A 15,955-nucleotide genomic window follows, 5' to 3' on the forward strand; every position below is an offset into this window, starting at 1 on the left:
TCGGCGGGACGATGACGCAAACGCATGGTGGTATCTCCTCGTTTGTGCGATATTTCCGCTGGGAGCGGTGAGCGACCCGGGCGCGATGTTGCTGAGCGTGTCGCGGGGCTAGCACAAAGTATTGAGGAAGGACAATGGTGTCGGAGTCGAAATCGCCATATCTGCGGTCCGTGCTGGAGAGCATGCCCGCCTACAAACCCGGTCTCCGCGTCGTGGGACCCGACGGGCGATCGATCAAGCTTTCCTCCAACGAGAGTCCGTACGGGCCGCTCCCGTCCGTGCGTGAGGCCATCGCCCGGGCCTCCGCGGATCTGAACCGGTACCCGGACCCGGGCGCGGCCGGCCTGGTCACCGCGCTCGCCGGGCACCTGGACGTCCCCGAGGAGCACGTCGCCCTCGGCGCCGGCTCGGTCGGCCTGCTCCAGCAGCTCCTGGCGGCCGTCGCGGAACCGGGCGTGGAACTCGTCTACGCGTGGCGCTCCTTCGAGGCCTACCCGCTGCTCGCGGACCTGGCCGGGGTGACCTCCGTGCGGGTGCCGCTCAAGGACGAGACGCACGACCTCGACGCCCTCGCCGAGGCCATCACGGACCGGACCCGCATGGTGTTGGTGTGCAACCCCAACAACCCGACCGGCACCGCGGTCCGCGAGCGGGAGCTGACGGCCTTCCTGGACCGGGTCCCCGACCACGTGCTGGTGATCCTGGACGAGGCCTACCGCGAGTACGTGCGCGACTCCGAGGTGCCCGACGGCCTGGACCTGTACCGCGACCGCCCCAACGTCGCGGTCCTGCGGACCTTCTCCAAGGCCTACGGGCTCGCCGCCGTCCGGCTCGGGTACCTCGTCGGCCACCCGCACGTGGCCGGCGCGGTCCGCAAGACCATCGTGCCGTTCGCGGTGAACCACCTCGCGCAGGCCGCCGGGATCGCCTCCCTCGCGGCCGAGGACGAGCTGCTGGAGCGGGTCGCGCTCACCGTCAAGGAGCGTGAGCGCGTGCGCGACGCCCTCGTGGCCGCCGGCTGGACGGTGCCGCGCACCGAGGCCAACTTCGTGTGGCTGCGGGTGGACGCGGACACCCTCGACTTCGCGGCCGCGTGCGCGCACGAGGGCGTGGCGATCCGGCCCTTCGACGGGGAGGGCGCCCGGGTGAGCCTGGGGACGCCCGAGGAGAACGACGTGTTCCTCGCCGTGGCCACCGCCTACGCCAAGCGCCGCTAGGGAGTGATCCGCGGGCGCGGCGCGGCGGGCGACCGCCGTGCCCGTGCCCGCGGGCGTCAGGAGAGGGGCCGTCGGTGCCGGGCGCCGGCGGCCCCTGCGAACCGTGTGTGAGCGGTCCGCTACCAGGAGGCCGCGGCGACGACCCGCGCGGCGACCTGTTCGACGCTGAGACCGTCCGTGGCCACGCGCACGGTGCCTTCCGGGGCCTCGGCCTCCAGGAGGGCGGCCATGCGCAGGCTGCGTTCGATGTGCGGCCGCAGCTGTGATCCCGTCTCGCGCCGGGCGAGCCGCTCGCGGACCACGTCCTCGCCGGCCGTGAGCAGGACGAGCGTGAAGTCCAGCGGACCCGGGCCCATCGCCCTGCGGAACATCGGCACCTCGAGGACGCTCACGGTGTTGGTGTACACCAGCCGGTGCCGGCCGAGGCCGGCGTAGTTCGACCAGAGCGCGGCCAGGTTGCGCTCGGTGATGCGTGAGCGGGCCGGGTCGCCGACCGGGGCGGGGTGGACCTGGTCCAGCACGTCGCCCTCGATCACGCAGTGCGCGACGTCCCCGGCGCGGAGCAGGACCGAGACCTCCCACCCGACGGACGTCTTGCCGACACCGGCGCCGCCGCCGATGAGCAGCACCTGGCGCGGTCCCGCGATCGATGAGTCGTCCATGGTCCACCAGCCTGCCGGAGCGGCGGGGCGGACGCACCTGGTTATCCACAGCCTGTGGACGCCGACCGGCCCGACACCGGCCCGGCACCGCTCCGGCACCGCTCCGGCACCGGCCCGGCACCGCTCCGGCACCGGCCCGCGCGGACCGAGTGCGCCGGACCGGGCCCGGACACGACAACGGGGGCGGGCCCGTGCCCGCCCCCGTCTGCGCGCGTACGCGGCTACTTGCCCGCGGCGTCCTTGTCGAGCTTCTCCACGATCAGCCGGTACAGCTGACGCGGACGTCCCGGCTGGAGGGTCCGGTTGGGCGGCAGCGGCCACGCCAACCCCTCCTCCACCAGGGTCCGGAGCAGTCGGCGCGCGGTCCGCGAGGTCACGCCCAGCATCCGCCCGGCGTTCTCCGCGTCGACGACCAACGGGCCGTCCTCCTCGGCGATCTTCTCCGAAAGGCGAATCAACGTCTCCCGGCCCTTGGTACGCAGCGGTTCGGAGGACTGCCGTGCCGGCGCGCGCTGCGCCGGGACCAGGGAGCGGCCCTCACGGTCCACCGCGAAGCTCTGACGCGAGGCCTGGGCGCGGTTCAGCGCCGCCCTGGCGTGCGCCTCGGCGTCCTGGGTGGTGCGCCCCATCCCGATCCCGACCTCGATCGCGATCCCCAGCTCGGCCTTGATCCGTTCGACGAAGGGCGGTTGCCGGAATCCCTCGGTCGCCGTGACCAGTGACCCCCGTGTCGCGGTGATCATGAACGAATGATCGTCCAACCGGTGCGCCGTGGCGTTGATCCGGTGGGCCTCCTGGAGGAGCAACCGGTGCAACGAGAGCCGTAGCTCCTCACGCCAGTACCGCGGGGTGGACCGCCGGGACGAGTCGCGGAGCGTGGGCACGTCCACCACGACCACGCCCAGCTGGGCCTCCTCCAGACGGTGGTGCGCGCCGAGCAGGCCGGCGGTCTGCAGCGCGCTGCGCACCCCGGCGTTGGTCGGGCGCAGCCGCATGACCGGGACCCCGATGGCCTCCAGCCGCTCGGCTACGCCGCGCACGCACGTGATCGCCATACGGGTGGCCTTGCGCCGCCACAGTCCCTCGTGGAAGGACGTGAGCTGGGCGGTGTTGGTGAGCTCCTCGTGCACGTGGATACCGTCGACGGGCAGGTCGACCTCGGAGTAGGCCTCCACGACGTCGGCGCGGCTGAGGACGTCCAGGCTGGCTCTGGTCGGGTCGAAGCGCTCGTCCAGCGTCGCTCGGAGCAAGGCCTCGTGCAGGCTCGCCCCGCCGAGCGGCACGAAGGTCGCGGGCATCGTCAGCACCCCGGCCTTGCGCGCGAACTCGTACGGCACGGGGCTGGCGAACAGGTAGGCGTCGATCGCCGACCCCAGTCTCACGACCTTGTCCGTCGCCTCTTGCTCATCTCGGTACGCGGCGGCGATGAGTCTGGCGTTGAGGGGCCCCGTGGACCCCGGGCCCATGAGCATGACCCGTTCGACCACCTCATGGGGCCCTATGACGCCGATCGTCAAATCGCCCGTACGCTGGGCACTCACCTCGGGTTGCTCCCCGCTACCATTCCACGCTCTTCACTATGTGCGCCCACTGGTTTCCCGACCCGATCTCTGTCACGGCATGATTGCCGAGATCGTACCCATTGTGCGGGGCCAAAGAAGATCGTTTTCCATATCAACGCCGAAAGCCCGGGTGGGAGACGAGCTCCCACCCCGGCTTGAACTGCGCATTCGGCTCCTACGAGACGACGACGCGCTCCACGTCCCCGCCCAGCGCGGCGAGCCGCGAAGCGAACTGAGAGTGACCTCGGTCCACCAGATAACCGGGCGCCACGATTGTCTCACCTTCGGCGACCAGTCCGGCGAGGACGAGTGCCGCGCCGGTCCGCAGGTCGTGTGCGATGACCTCGGCGCCGCGCAGCTTGGTGGGGCCGTGCACGATCGCGCGGGTCCCCTCCACCTCGATCTTGGCGCCCATCTTGTTGAGCTCGTCGGCCAGGGCGAAGCGGCCGTCGTAGATCGCCTCGTGGATGTAGCTCTCACCCTCGGCGAGGGTGGCCAGCGCCATGAGCGGCGACTGGAGGTCGGTCGCGAAGCCGGGGAACGGCGACGTGACCGCGTTGATCGGACGCAGCGGCACGGAGGGGTCCCGCTGCACGTGCAGCACGGCGCCCTCCTGGGAGAAGCCCACGCCCATCTGCTCGAGTTTCCAGCGGGCCACACCCAGGTGGTCCAGGTGGGCGCCCACGAGGCTGACCTCGCCACCGGTGGCGGCGACGGTCATCGCGAACACGCCGGCGTCGATGCGGTCGGACATGATGCTGTGCTCGACGGCGGTGAGCTCCTCCACGCCCTCGACGGTGATCAGGCCGGTGCCGCCACCGGTGATCTTCGCGCCCATGGCGGAGAGGAAGTTGATGACGTCGATGACCTCGGGCTCGAGCGCGGCGTGCTCGATCACGGTGGTCCCGGGGGCCAGGACCGCGGCCATGAGCAGGTTCTCGGTGCCCGTGTGCGAGGGGGTGTCGAGGTAGAGGCGGCCGCCACGGAGGTTGCTGGCCTCGACGTTGATGTGGTTGCGCTCGGTGTCCTCGGTGACCTCGGCGCCCAGCCGCGCGAAGCCGCGGTAGTGGAAGTCCAGGTTCCGGCTGCCGAGATTGCAGCCGCCGACGCCCTCGATGCGGGCGCGGCCGGTGCGGTGCATCAGCGCGGGCACGAAGAGCACGGAACCGCGGAAACGCGCGGCGATGTCGGCGGGGAGGACGGCGCGCTCGGGGTCGTTCAGACCCGAGGCGTCGATGACGACGGTGCGCTCGTCCTCGTGGAAGGCGACCTTGGCGCCGATGTGCTCGGCGAGTTCGAGCGCGCGGTACACGTCCTCGATGACCGGGACGTTCCGCAGTACGGTACGGCCCTTGGCCGCGAGGAGGGCGGCGCCGATCATCGGCAGGACGGCGTTCTTCGCGCCTTGGATGAACGCCGTTCCGCTGAGGGGGCGTCCGCCGCGGACGCGGTAACGAACCTCCTGGCCCATGCTCATGTGCTCCTTTGTGAGGCAGATGTGTAGAAAGGCCACCCTCGTCGGGTTTCGCCTCTATGCGTTTTAGACGCGGGTTTCCCCTGGAACGTTGCGACCAACTTGCGCGTGACCTGCGCGGCCAGTGAACCGATGTTCGCGACGACTCTATAGCACCTGGGTGCCTGAACCGCCTGGAGCGTGGTATACCCGCAGATCGCGGACAGAGTCCCACCGAACGGCCGAGGCGGCACTCTTTCGGCGGAGAAGACCAGGGTGTCGTGTGTGCGATCGCCTTGGATGGGCGCCGGGCACAACGTCACCACCATACGCTCTCGGGGGTGCCGATCGGTGCTCACGTGCGCGGAATCACGCGCGCGAGTCGCCTCAGAGCCCGATTTCGCCGCCGGTCAGACGCCGGTGGATCTCCCGGTAGCGCTCGATCGTGCGCTCCACCACGTGCTCGGGGAGCTCGGGCGGCGGCGTGTCCGCGGCCCGGTCCCAGCCGGAGGCGGGGGAGGTCAGCCAGTCGCGCAGGATCTGCTTGTCGAAGGACGGCTGCGGGCCGCCCGGCGCCCACTCGTCCGCGGGCCAGTACCGGGAGGAGTCGGGGGTGAACACCTCGTCGGCGAGCACCAGCGTCCCGTCGGCGTCGCGGCCGAACTCGAACTTGGTGTCGGCGAGGACGACCCCCCGCTCCCGCGCGATCTCGCGGCCGCGGGCGTACACGGCCAGGGTGAGGTCGCGCAGCTCCGCGGCCTGCTTCTCGCCGTGCCGCTCGGCGACGACCTCGAAGGAGACGTTCTCGTCGTGGTCACCGACCGCGGCCTTGGTGGCCGGGGTGAAGATCGGCTCGGGCAGTTCGGAGCCGTCGGTGAGCCCCTCGGGCAGCGGCACGCCGCACACCGTGCGGTCCACGCGGTACTCGGCGAGCCCCGAGCCGGCGAGGTAGCCGCGCGCCACGCACTCCACCGGGACCATGTCCAGGTTCCGGCACACCAGGGTGCGCCCGGCCCAGTCGGCGGGCGCACCGGGCGGCGGCGTGTCGGACAGCACGTGGTCGGGCACCAGGTCGCGCAGTCGCTCGAACCACCACAGGGACAGCTGGGTGAGCAGGCGCCCCTTGCCGGGGATCTCGGTGGGCAGGACCCAGTCGTAGGCCGAGACGCGGTCGCTGGCCACCATCACCAGCTCGCCCGCGGCGGTGGAGTAGAGGTCGCGCACCTTCCCGGTGTGCAGGTGGGTCAGCCCCTCGACCTCGACGTGTCCTGGCTGCTTGACGAAACCGCTCATGGCGTGGCGTCCTCGGTGTGTCGTGTCATGCGCGCGGGGCCCTCAGAGCTCGGCGGCGGCGCGCTCGGCGATGTCGGTCCGGTGGAAGGACCCGCGCATCTCGATCCGCGAGACGGCCTCGTAGGCGCGCTCGCGGGCCTGGCGCAGGTCGGTTCCGGTCCCGACCACGTTCAGCACGCGCCCGCCGTTGGACTTGACGTCGCTCACGCCGTCCCAGGCGGTGCCCGCGTGCAACACGTAGGCGCCGTCCAGGGCGTCGGCCGCGGCCAGGCCGCCGATGGCGTCGCCCTTGACCGGGTCGGCCGGGTAGCCCTCGGCGGAGACCACCACGGTGACCGCGGCGCCCGGCTTCCACTGCAGGGAGCCGATGGCGCCGAGCCCGCTGGTGTCGGTGGCCTGCAGGACCGCGCCGATCGGCGTGGCCAGGCGGTCCAGCACGACCTGGGTCTCGGGGTCGCCGAAGCGGGCGTTGAACTCCACCACCCGGGGGCCGCCCGAGGTGAGCGCCAGGCCGACGTACAGCAGGCCCTGGTAGCGGGTGCCGCGGCGGTTCATCTCGGCGAGGGTGGGCCGCACGACCGACTCCATCACCTCGTCGACCAGGCCCGCCGGGGCCCACGGCACGGGGGCGTAGGCGCCCATGCCGCCGGTGTTGGGGCCCTGGTCGCCGTCGTAGGCGCGCTTGAAGTCCTGGGCGGGCAGCAGCGGAAGCGCGTGCAGTCCGTCGCTGAGCACGAACAGGGACACCTCGGGGCCGTCGAGGAACTCCTCGATGACCACGCGGCCGCACTCGCGCGCGTGCTGCTCGGCCAGGGCGCGGTCCTCGGTCACCACGACGCCCTTGCCCGCGGCCAGGCCGTCGTCCTTGACCACGTACGGGGGGCCGAACTCGTTGAGCGCCTCGGAGACCTGTCCCGCCGAGCGGCACACCCTGGCCTTGGCCGTGGGCACGCCGGCGGCCTCCATGACCTCCTTGGCGAAGGCCTTGGAGCCCTCCAGGCGGGCCGCCTCCTGGTCGGGGCCGAACACCGGGATGCCGCGGTCGCGCAGCGCGTCGGCCACGCCGGCGACCAACGGGGCCTCGGGGCCGATGACGACCAGCTCGGCGCGGATGCGCGCCGCCAGCTCGGTCACCGCCAGCCCGTCGGTCGCGTTGATGACGTGGTTCTCCGCCAGGTCCGAGATGCCGGGGTTGCCGGGGGCACAGTGGATACCGGTGACGCCCGGGTCCAGTGACAGGGCGCGGACGAGTGCGTGCTCGCGGCCTCCGCCGCCGAGAACGAGGGCTTTCACTACGGGGGCCTCTTCGTGTTGAAGGCGGACAGACGGGCTGGCGCTGGTGCGCCGGGTCAGACGAGGGAGCGCAGCTGCAGTGTCTCGTCGCGGCCCGGACCGACGCCGATGGCGGAGATGGGGGCTCCGGCCATCTCCTCAAGGGTACGCACGTACGTCTGCGCGTTCTTGGGAAGATCCTCGAACTCGCGTGCCGCGGTGATGTCCTCGGACCAGCCGTCGAGGTACTCGTAGACCGGCGTGGCGTGGTGGAAGTCGGTCTGCGTCATCGGGATCTCGTCGTGGCGGACGCCGTCGACGTCATAGGCCACGCACACCGGGATGCGGTCGAGCCCGGTGAGCACGTCCAGCTTGGTGAGGAAGAAGTCGGTGATGCCGTTGATGCGGGTGGCGTAGCGCGCGATGGGCGCGTCGAACCAGCCGCAGCGCCGGTTGCGGCCGGTGGTGACGCCGTACTCGCCGCCCTGGGTGCGCAGCCACTCGCCCTGCTCGTCGAGGAGCTCGGTGGGGAAGGGGCCCGAGCCCACACGCGTGGTGTAGGCCTTGAGGATGCCCACGACCTTGGTGATGCGGGTGGGGCCGATGCCGGAGCCGGCCGCCGCGCCGCCCGAGGTGGGCGAGGAGGAGGTGACGAACGGGTAGGTGCCGTGGTCGATGTCCAGGAGCGTGCCCTGGGAGCCCTCGAGGTAGACGGTCTTGCCCTCGTCGAGCGCCTTGTTGAGGATCAGCGAGGTGTCGGCGACGAAGGGGCGCAGCTTCTCCGCGTAGTCCAGGTACTCCGCGATGATCGGCTCGGCCTCCAGGCCGCGCCGGTTGTACACCTTGGTGAGCAGCTGGTTCTTGTCGTGCAGGGCCAGCTCGATCTTCTTGCGCAGGATCTTGGGGTCGAACATGTCCTGGACGCGCACGCCCTGGCGCGAGACCTTGTCCGCGTAGGTCGGGCCGATACCGCGGCCGGTGGTGCCGATCTTGCCCTTGCCGAGGAAGCGCTCGCTGACCTTGTCCAGGGCCCGGTGGTAGGGCATGATCAGGTGCGCGTTGGCCGAGATGAGCAGCCGCGAGGTGTCCACGCCGCGCTCGTCGAGCCCCTGGAGCTCCTCCAGCAGGACGCCCGGGTCGATGACGACGCCGTTGGCGATCACCGGGACCACGTTCGGGGACAGGATGCCCGAGGGGAGCAGGTGGAGGGCGTACTTTTGGTCGCCGATGACCACCGTGTGGCCGGCGTTGTTGCCGCCCTGGTACCGGACCACGTAGTCCACGCGGTCGCCGACAAGGTCGGTCGCCTTGCCCTTGCCCTCGTCGCCCCACTGGGCACCCACGAGCGTGATCGCCGGCATTGGTCTCTACCTCTTCGCTCGACACCTGACCGGGGCACTCTCGACCCCGAACATGGAAGAACCCCTGGCGCAAGGCAGCGACAGGGGCCGTTGCGTATAGAGCGTACACGACCTGTTGATCCCGGTTAAGGGGGTGGTGGCGCCGCGCGGGTCACACACGCCGCGCCGCGTCCCCCGCCGGCGCCGGCCAGGGCCGCGGACGCTCCCGCGCGGGCCCGGGCCGACGGGGGATCAGGCCTTGAGCGCGTCGGCGGCCTCGGCGCTGGAGTCGCGCAGGAAGGTGGCGCAGCGCTCGGCCTCCTCCGCGTCGCCGATGCGCTCGGAGGCCACGGACAGGGCGTGCAGGGCCCGCAGGAAGCCGCGGTTGGGCTCGTGCTCCCAGGGGATGGGGCCGTGGCCCTTCCAGCCGGCGCGCCGCAGCTGGTCGAGGCCGCGGTGGTACCCGGTGCGCGCGTAGGCGTAGGCGGTGACGGGCTCGCCCGCTGCCAGGGCGTTCTCGGCCAGGGCGGCCCAGGCCGCGGAGAAGTCGGGGAAGCGGCCGGCGACCGGGGTGGGGTCGTCGGAGGCGGCCAGTGCCTCGCGGGCCTCGGGGTGGTCGGGCAGGCGGGTGGCGGGCGGCTCGCCGAGCAGGTTCTGGTGCAGGTTCATGACCCCATCCTGCCATCGCGGGCCCACCGGTCCCCGACGGCGCGGGACTCACCCGTCGTCGGCGCCGCGCCGCCGGACCCCGGGGGTGGAGCCGTGCGTCACCGCGTGCGCCCCGACCGCCAGGGCGGCCAGTCCGGCCGCCAGCGCGGGCACCGTCGCCCCGGGCAGCAGGTCCGGGGCCGTCCACCCGTCGGAGCCGACGTAGGCGTACGGGCTCAGCCGGTGCAGTCCCGGCACCATGTGGCAGGCCGCCGCGCCCAGGAGGATCCCCGCCGGTACGGCCAGCCCGGCCGGCACCGCGCCCAGGAAGGGGGCCAGCAGGTACACGGCGGAGACCGCCAGTAGGACGTTCGTCAACAGCAGCCACGCGTTCGCCCCCTCCGAGGCGGAGGGCAGCAGGGCCAGGGCCGCCGCGCAGGGCAGCAGGACGCCGGCCGCGGCCACCGCGCCGGCGCGGGTCCGGGTCCGGGCGCCGCCCAGCCGCTCCCACACCCACAGCCGGGGCCGGTTCGACCACGCGCCCACCGCGGCCGCGCTCACGCACAGCAGTTCGGCGACGGGGATCCGCTGCTCCTCGTGGGGCCGGTCGAACACCGCCACCGGCACCACGATGCCCGCCGTGGCCAGGCCGAGGGCCCCCGCCACGGCGGCCGCGGCCAGCGCGACGAGCATCGGCAGCAGGGAGGGGCGCAGTGTCACGGCCGCCACGGCAGCTCCTCCGGTTCCACCGCGCAGTCCGCCAGGCGCTCCTCGTTCCGGTCGATCCAGGCCCGGACCTCATCGGGGTCGGCCTCGGCGAAGGGGCCGCCGTCGTCGTCGTAGGTTTCGCCGCCGTGGGCCCGAGAGGCCAGCCAGGTCCGGAGCCCGGTCAGCACGGCCGCTCGGCGCTCCTGGGGCTCCGCGCCCTCGTCCGTGCGGGCCACACCGTCGGACCCGCACACGCCCAGATCGGGGACCAGCCACGCGGCCGCCGCCCCGGGAACCTCCTGGTGCGGGTCCCATCCCGGGTGGACGTGTGTCCAGAGCACGCCGTGGTCCGCGCCGTGGAGCACGGCGTCGTCCTCGGTGGCCAGGCTGTGGTCGCGCACCTCGTCCGGGGCGGCGTCGGCCGACCCGTGGGCGGCGAGGACCGGGGCGGCCAGGTCGACGATGAGGTCGAGCTCGCCGGCGTGGCCCTCGTGCACGCAGTAGCGGACGCCGCCGCGCTCCGCGCAGACCTCGGCGCCGTCCCCGGTGCGGGCCACGAGCGGGAACGCGTGCAGGTGGGGCAGGACCGCGGCCGCGGCCACCGCCGCGGCCGCGGCGACGGGCGCCGCGAGGTGCGGGCCCGACCACCGGCGCGGGGCGCGCAGGAGCCAGACGGCTGTCCGCGCGGCGGCCGTCGCCAGGAGCAGGAAGAATCCCAGGCGGTAGAGGCCGAGCGCGGTCCCCTCCCGCGTCCCGAGCGAGGGGGTGAACGGCAGTTGGAGGGACACCGCCGACCAGGGGTCGGCGACCAGCGGCAGGCTGGTGAGCACGAAGACCAGGCCGACCGCCACGGGGACCGCGATCGGCCCGCGCAGCGCGACCCCGCACAGGTACCCGAGCAGGGTGAGCGCCGCGAACCCGGCCGGCGCGCCCAGGACGGGCAGCGGGTTCGGCGCTCCCGCGCCGTGCGCGGCGACGGCGGCCGTCAGCGGGACCAGGCCCACCAGGTAGGCGCCCAGGCACCAGCCGGTGACCACCGTCGCGTGCCGCAGCGGGACGTCCCGCTCCATCCGCGGCTGCCAGGGCTGGGCGAACACCAGGTCGGCCCGGGTATAGCGGGCCGCCGCCAGGGCCGCGGCCCCGGCGGCCACCACGACCGGCAGCCGGGCCTGGGCGCCGACCTGGCCGGACAGGTACACCCAGTCCAGGGCCCGCCAGGAGAGCCGGCCCCAGGTCGATACCAGTGTCAGGACGAGGATGAGCCCGGCCGGGACCAGGACCAGGGACGGCGGGAGCGGCCAGAAGAGGGGCGAGGCCCTCGACCGGCGCCGGGCCGGGTTCACCGGCGCTCTCCGACCCGCGCGATCAACCGGCCGTAGGCCCGTTCGAAGCCGGAGCCGTAGCGGCTCCCCTCGGGCGTGTCCTCGATCAGGGACTCCAGTTCGGGGAACGTGCCGTGGAACTCGATCCGCCCGCCCGCCAGCACCCCGACGCGGGAGCACAGATGGGCGACGTCCTCGATGAGGTGGGTGGAGACCAGCACGGTCCGGTCCTCGCTCAGCCCGGCCACCACCTCGCGCACCCGGAGCCGCTGCCCGGGATCGAGTCCCGCCGTGGGCTCGTCCAGGATCAGGACCCGGGGGTCGTGGGCGAGGGCCGCGGCGATGCCGACGCGCTGGCGCTGGCCCCCGGACAGGGTGCGCGTGCGCCGGTCGGCGAGCCCGGCCAGGTCGACCGACTCCAGCGCCCGCAGGGCCGCGCGCCCGCACTCGCGCCGGTCCAGCCCGTGCGCCCAGGCCGCGTAGGCCACCGTGTCCGCCACGGTCAGTTCTCCCGCCAGGGAGAACCGCTGGGGGACGAACCCCAGCTCCCGCCGTGCGCGGGACCGGCCGACCGCGGTGGACAGGTCGTGCTCGCCGATGAGCAGGCGCCCGCCGCGGACGGGGAGCAGCGTCACGATGAGCGACAGCAGGGTGCTCTTGCCGGCCCCGTTCGGACCGAGGAGCCCGGTGACGCCGGGCTCGATCGTCCAGGTGAGGCCGTCCAGGACTCCGCGCCGGCCCCGGTAGCCGAAGACCAGGCCCTCGGCGGTGACGCGTATGGCTCGTCCGTTCTCGTCCATGGCGGGTCAGGGGCGCTTTCCGGTCAGCGCCGTCCGGCACCCGGAGGGCCGACCGTGGAGTCCGCGGGCCGTCTCGGGCACGTCGGCGGCCGTGGGGCCGAGGGCCCGGGTCCTGTCCGTCACATGTCCTCGAATCCCCGGCCCTGGGGCGGTGAAACGGCGGAGGGCGGGTTCTGTCCTCTCCTCCGGGTGGCTTGGGTGGGTATGCGGGGCGATGTGCGGCCGTCCTGCCCGCTCTCCGGCGCGCGGGGCACCGGTGGGCGGGGATCGCGGACACGCCTTGGACGGGTTTTCGTGCCGTCCGTACTCAGGCGGTGTGCTCGATGCGCGCCTGGATCCCGTCCAGGAGGGCCCGCAGGCCGAACTCGAAGGTCTCCTGCGGGTCGGGGAGCGGTCCGTGGGCGAACGCGTCGGCCAGGGCCGGGTAGGCGCCGAGGTCGACGTGGTGTTCGAGGAACTCGTCCTCGACCCCGCGCCACGAGGTGCCGTCGGGGCCCTCGGGCCGCTCGGTCGCGGCCTCGCTGACCGCGGCCTGGGCCTGGCCCCGGACGAAGGCGTCCACGCTCTGCACCGCGGCGATCGCCTCCGGCCGGCTGAGCCCGGTGCCGTCGAAGACGCGCAGCGCGGACTCCAGCCACCCGAGGGCGCCGGGGCCGGCCGGCTGCCGGGTCGCCACCAACTGGATGGCCCAGGGGCGGGAGACGTAGTCGTTCCAGTCCCGGCGGGCCCAGGCGGCGACCTTGTCCCTCCACGTGCCGGGCTCGGTGTGCGGCAGCACGTCCTGGGAGATCGAGTGGTCCAGCATCAGGGCCAGGAGTTCGTCCTTGCCCGGGACGTAGGTGTACAGGGACGCCACCCCGACACCGAGCCGCGCGGCGAGGCGGCGCATGGACAGCGACTCCAGGCCGTCGGTGTCGGCGAGGTCCGCGGCCGCGGACACGATCCGCTCGACGGTCAGCGCCTGGCGGGGGCCGCGGCTCGGGCGCGGGGACCTGCCCCACAACAGCTCCAGGATCCGCTGCGGGTCGCTGTGGTCCGTGCTCATGCGGGCCTCTCCTCTGTCCACGGTCTTCTGGGCGGCTTGCCGGATCCAAAAACTCCGAATACTGTTCGGAGTATATCGAACATCGTTCGGAGTTTCACTCCGGCCGGTTCCACGACCCGGCACACCGAGAGGCAGGCCCCCATGGCACGACCCGCGCACGGCTCACCGGCCGAAGAGACCGCCCGACCCGCGCGCGGCGGAGTCCGCGCCGACGAACGCGCCCTCGCCCCGGATCTGGCGCGGGGGTTCATGCTGCTGATGATCGTGCTGTCGAACACCGGCTTCCACCTCTACGCCGCGCGGCACGGCGCCTCGGGCTGGCATCCGGTGGACGGCTCGCTCTGGGACGCCGCGGTGCGGTTCGCCATGCTCACCGCCCTGGACGTGCGGGCCTACCCGATGTTCGCCTTCCTCTTCGGGTACGGCATGGTGCGGCTGTACCAGCGCCAGAGGGCGGCCGGCACCTCCGAGCGCCGGGCGATGGCCCTGTTGAGACGGCGCGGCCTCTGGCTGATCGTCTTCGGCGCGGTGCACGCCGCGCTGCTGCTGGCCGGCGACATCCTCGGCCTCTACGGCCTGATCGGCCTGGTGCTGGGATGGCTGTTCCTGCGCCGGGCCGACCGGACCCTGCTGGTGTGGGCCGGGATCCTCACGGCGCTGCTCGCCGCCCTGGCGGCACTGACCTTCCTGGGCTTCCTCGACGGCGACGACACGTCCGCGCGGGTGCCGGACACGGTCGCCTACGCCGCCGTCGAGACCTCCTACGCGGCCTCGGTCCTCACCCGCCTGGAGACCTGGAGCCTGGGCGTCACCCTGCTGGGGTCCCTGTTCGGCTTCGCCTTCCACGCGGCCATGCTGCTGGGCTGCTGGGCGGCGCGCCACCGCCTGCTGGAGGAGCCGGGACGCCACCTGCGGCTGCTGGGGTGGACCGCCGGACTGGGGATCACCGTGGGTTGGCTGGGCGGCCTGCCGGTGGCCCTGGACCACATCGGGGTGCTCGCGGTGCCGGAGGCGGCCCACGGGCCGGACGGGCCGGTGTTCATGTGGCAGGTGCTCACCGGGCTGCCCGGCGGCGTCGGCTACGCGGCGCTGTTCGGGCTCATCGCCCACTGGCTGTCACAGCGGGCCCGCGCGAGCGTGCCGGTGCGGGCGGTGAGCGCCCTGGGGCAGCGGTCCCTGTCGGGCTACCTGGCGCACTCCGTGCTGTTCTCGCCCGTCCTGGCCGCCTGGGGGCTGGGGCTGGGAGCCCACCTGAACAGCGCGTCGATGGCGCTGTTCACCGTCGGGGTGTGGCTGGTGACGGTCGCGGGAGCCTACGCCCTGCAACGCGCCGGACGCCGCGGACCGGCCGAGGCCCTGCTGCGGCGGCTGGTGTACGGACGCGTCGACCGGGGCTGAACGCGGCGGGCCCGCGCACGCCTCGCGGCGTGCGCGGGCCCGGAGCACCGCGTAGGACACGGCCGGGAGTCGCCGGGGGTCCGTGGGCGCGCCGCGCCCACGGACCCCCGGCGTTCGCCGGTCGGACTACTTCATCTTGTTGCCGGCGGCCTTCAGGTGCTGGGCGGCCTCCACCACGCGCGCGGCCATGCCCGCCTCGGCGGCCTTGCCGTAGGCGCGGGGGTCGTAGACCTTCTTGCTGCCGATCTCGCCGTCGACCTTCAGCACACCGTCGTAGTTCTTCATGATGTGGTCGACGATCGGGCGGGTGAAGGCGTACTGCGTGTCGGTGTCGACGTTCATCTTCACCACGCCGTAGCCGATCGCCTCGTGGATCTCCTCCATGGTGGAGCCGGAGCCGCCGTGGAAGACGAAGTCGAACGCCTTGGCCTTGCCGTACTTCTCGGCCACGGCGTCCTGGGCCTCCTTGAGGACCTCCGGACGCAGCTTCACGAAGCCCGGCTTGTAGGAGCCGTGCACGTTGCCGAAGGTCAGGGCGGTCATGTAGTAGCCCTTCTCGCCCAGGCCCAGGGCCTCGGCGGTGCGCAGGGCGTCCTCCGGGGTGGTGTACAGCTTCTCGTTGATCTCGCCGACGATGCCGTCCTCCTCGCCGCCGACCACGCCCACCTCGATCTCGAGGATGGTGCGGGCCTCCTTGGACGCGGCGAGCAGCTCCTGGGCGATCTCCAGGTTCTCACCCAGCTCGACGGCCGAGCCGTCCCACATGTGGGACTGGAACAGCGGCTCCTGGCCCTTGGCCACGCGCTCCTTGGAGATCTCCAGGAGCGGGCGGACGAAGCCGTCGAGCTTGTTCTTGGGGCAGTGGTCGGTGTGCAGGGCGACGTTCACCGGGTACTTGTCGGCCACGACGCGGGCGAACTCCGCGAAGGCGACGGACCCGGTGACCATGTCCTTGACGGTGGTCCCGGAGAGGAAGTCGGCGCCGCCGGTGGAGATCTGGACGATCCCGTCGCTCTCCGCCTCGGCGAAGCCGCGCAGGGCGGCGTGGAGCGTCTGGCTGGAGGTCACGTTGATGGCCGGGTAGGCGAAGCCCTCCGACTTCGCGCGGCTCAGCATCTCGGTGTAGACCTCGGGGCTGGCGATGGGCATGGTTTGACTCTCCCTGGGTTCGGCCTGGAGCGAGCGGCCGCCGGTCGTGGACCCGCGGTACCCCACGTGCGTTGCCCCGGTGAAGG

General features: G+C 72.8%; 14 protein-coding genes. 2 read left to right on the forward strand and 12 right to left on the reverse strand.

Annotated elements, in window-relative coordinates; all coding sequences use genetic code 11:
- Positions 1–134 precede the first annotated feature (134 nt).
- Positions 135–1,217, forward strand: coding sequence for a histidinol-phosphate transaminase (hisC, locus tag DFP74_RS12565; protein ID WP_121181868.1), 1,083 nt, complete (start codon positions 135–137; stop codon positions 1,215–1,217).
- Positions 1,218–1,336: 119 nt separating this feature from the next.
- Here hisC and DFP74_RS12570 read toward each other — a convergent pair whose 3' ends face one another.
- From DFP74_RS12570 to DFP74_RS12620, 11 genes are all read right to left on the reverse strand, one after another.
- Positions 1,337–1,879, reverse strand: a complete 543-nt coding sequence (locus DFP74_RS12570) for a hypothetical protein (RefSeq protein ID WP_121181869.1) — start codon at positions 1,877–1,879, stop codon at positions 1,337–1,339.
- Between the two features lie 221 nt (positions 1,880–2,100).
- Positions 2,101–3,366, reverse strand: a complete 1,266-nt coding sequence (locus DFP74_RS12575) for a transcriptional regulator (protein ID WP_121181870.1) — start codon at positions 3,364–3,366, stop codon at positions 2,101–2,103.
- A gap of 250 nt (positions 3,367–3,616) precedes the next feature.
- Positions 3,617–4,912 (reverse strand): UDP-N-acetylglucosamine 1-carboxyvinyltransferase, encoded by a 1,296-nt coding sequence (gene murA, locus DFP74_RS12580; protein ID WP_121181871.1) that lies wholly within the window; start codon positions 4,910–4,912, stop codon positions 3,617–3,619.
- A 369-nt stretch (positions 4,913–5,281) separates the two neighbouring features.
- On the reverse strand, positions 5,282–6,187 hold the full coding sequence (locus tag DFP74_RS12585; protein ID WP_121181872.1) for a phosphoribosylaminoimidazolesuccinocarboxamide synthase: 906 nt from the start codon (positions 6,185–6,187) through the stop codon (positions 5,282–5,284).
- A 42-nt stretch (positions 6,188–6,229) separates the two neighbouring features.
- Positions 6,230–7,480 (reverse strand): phosphoribosylamine--glycine ligase, encoded by a 1,251-nt coding sequence (gene purD, locus DFP74_RS12590; RefSeq protein ID WP_121181873.1) that lies wholly within the window; start codon positions 7,478–7,480, stop codon positions 6,230–6,232.
- Between the two features lie 56 nt (positions 7,481–7,536).
- A complete protein-coding gene (locus tag DFP74_RS12595) occupies positions 7,537–8,820 on the reverse strand; it encodes an adenylosuccinate synthase (RefSeq protein WP_121181874.1) in 1,284 nt (427 codons plus the stop codon).
- A gap of 231 nt (positions 8,821–9,051) precedes the next feature.
- Positions 9,052–9,468 (reverse strand): DUF3151 domain-containing protein, encoded by a 417-nt coding sequence (locus tag DFP74_RS12600; RefSeq protein ID WP_121181875.1) that lies wholly within the window; start codon positions 9,466–9,468, stop codon positions 9,052–9,054.
- A gap of 48 nt (positions 9,469–9,516) precedes the next feature.
- The gene (locus tag DFP74_RS12605; RefSeq protein ID WP_233570943.1) at positions 9,517–10,176 is read right to left on the reverse strand and encodes a hypothetical protein; all 660 of its coding nucleotides are present in this window, start codon (positions 10,174–10,176) and stop codon (positions 9,517–9,519) included.
- A complete protein-coding gene (locus tag DFP74_RS12610) occupies positions 10,164–11,498 on the reverse strand; it encodes an ABC transporter permease (RefSeq protein WP_121181876.1) in 1,335 nt (444 codons plus the stop codon). The genes DFP74_RS12605 and DFP74_RS12610 overlap by 13 nt, the downstream gene beginning before the upstream one ends.
- Complete coding sequence (locus tag DFP74_RS12615) at positions 11,495–12,277, reverse strand: ABC transporter ATP-binding protein (protein WP_233570944.1); 783 nt, start codon at positions 12,275–12,277, stop codon at positions 11,495–11,497. Before DFP74_RS12615 ends, DFP74_RS12610 begins: the two co-directional genes overlap by 4 nt.
- Before the next feature lie 307 nt (positions 12,278–12,584).
- Complete coding sequence (locus DFP74_RS12620) at positions 12,585–13,322, reverse strand: TetR/AcrR family transcriptional regulator (RefSeq protein ID WP_121181877.1); 738 nt, start codon at positions 13,320–13,322, stop codon at positions 12,585–12,587.
- Positions 13,323–13,463: 141 nt separating this feature from the next.
- Between DFP74_RS12620 and DFP74_RS12625 the strand changes: the two genes are divergently transcribed.
- The gene (locus DFP74_RS12625; protein ID WP_233570945.1) at positions 13,464–14,720 is read left to right on the forward strand and encodes a DUF418 domain-containing protein; all 1,257 of its coding nucleotides are present in this window, start codon (positions 13,464–13,466) and stop codon (positions 14,718–14,720) included.
- Between the two features lie 126 nt (positions 14,721–14,846).
- On the opposite strand, the gene fbaA is transcribed toward DFP74_RS12625, so the two are convergent.
- Complete coding sequence (fbaA, locus tag DFP74_RS12630) at positions 14,847–15,869, reverse strand: class II fructose-bisphosphate aldolase (protein WP_121181878.1); 1,023 nt, start codon at positions 15,867–15,869, stop codon at positions 14,847–14,849.
- Between the last annotated feature and the right edge of the window lie 86 nt (positions 15,870–15,955).

Origin of the sequence: Nocardiopsis sp. Huas11 (assembly GCF_003634495.1) — a bacterium.
Lineage (GTDB): Bacteria > Actinomycetota > Actinomycetes > Streptosporangiales > Streptosporangiaceae > Nocardiopsis.

Bases quoted from the DNA above. Each gene is read 5' to 3' on its own strand.
- hisC (WP_121181868.1), top strand. From the start codon at position 135: ATGGTGTCGGAGTCGAAATCGCCATATCTGCGGTCCGTGCTGGAGAGC.
- DFP74_RS12570 (WP_121181869.1), bottom strand. From the start codon at position 1,879: ATGGACGACTCATCGATCGCGGGACCGCGCCAGGTGCTGCTCATCGGC.
- murA (WP_121181871.1), bottom strand. From the start codon at position 4,912: ATGGGCCAGGAGGTTCGTTACCGCGTCCGCGGCGGACGCCCCCTCAGC.
- DFP74_RS12585 (WP_121181872.1), bottom strand. From the start codon at position 6,187: ATGAGCGGTTTCGTCAAGCAGCCAGGACACGTCGAGGTCGAGGGGCTG.
- DFP74_RS12595 (WP_121181874.1), bottom strand. From the start codon at position 8,820: ATGCCGGCGATCACGCTCGTGGGTGCCCAGTGGGGCGACGAGGGCAAG.
- DFP74_RS12600 (WP_121181875.1), bottom strand. From the start codon at position 9,468: ATGAACCTGCACCAGAACCTGCTCGGCGAGCCGCCCGCCACCCGCCTG.
- DFP74_RS12615 (WP_233570944.1), bottom strand. From the start codon at position 12,277: ATGGACGAGAACGGACGAGCCATACGCGTCACCGCCGAGGGCCTGGTC.
- DFP74_RS12620 (WP_121181877.1), bottom strand. From the start codon at position 13,322: ATGAGCACGGACCACAGCGACCCGCAGCGGATCCTGGAGCTGTTGTGG.
- DFP74_RS12625 (WP_233570945.1), top strand. From the start codon at position 13,464: ATGGCACGACCCGCGCACGGCTCACCGGCCGAAGAGACCGCCCGACCC.
- fbaA (WP_121181878.1), bottom strand. From the start codon at position 15,869: ATGCCCATCGCCAGCCCCGAGGTCTACACCGAGATGCTGAGCCGCGCG.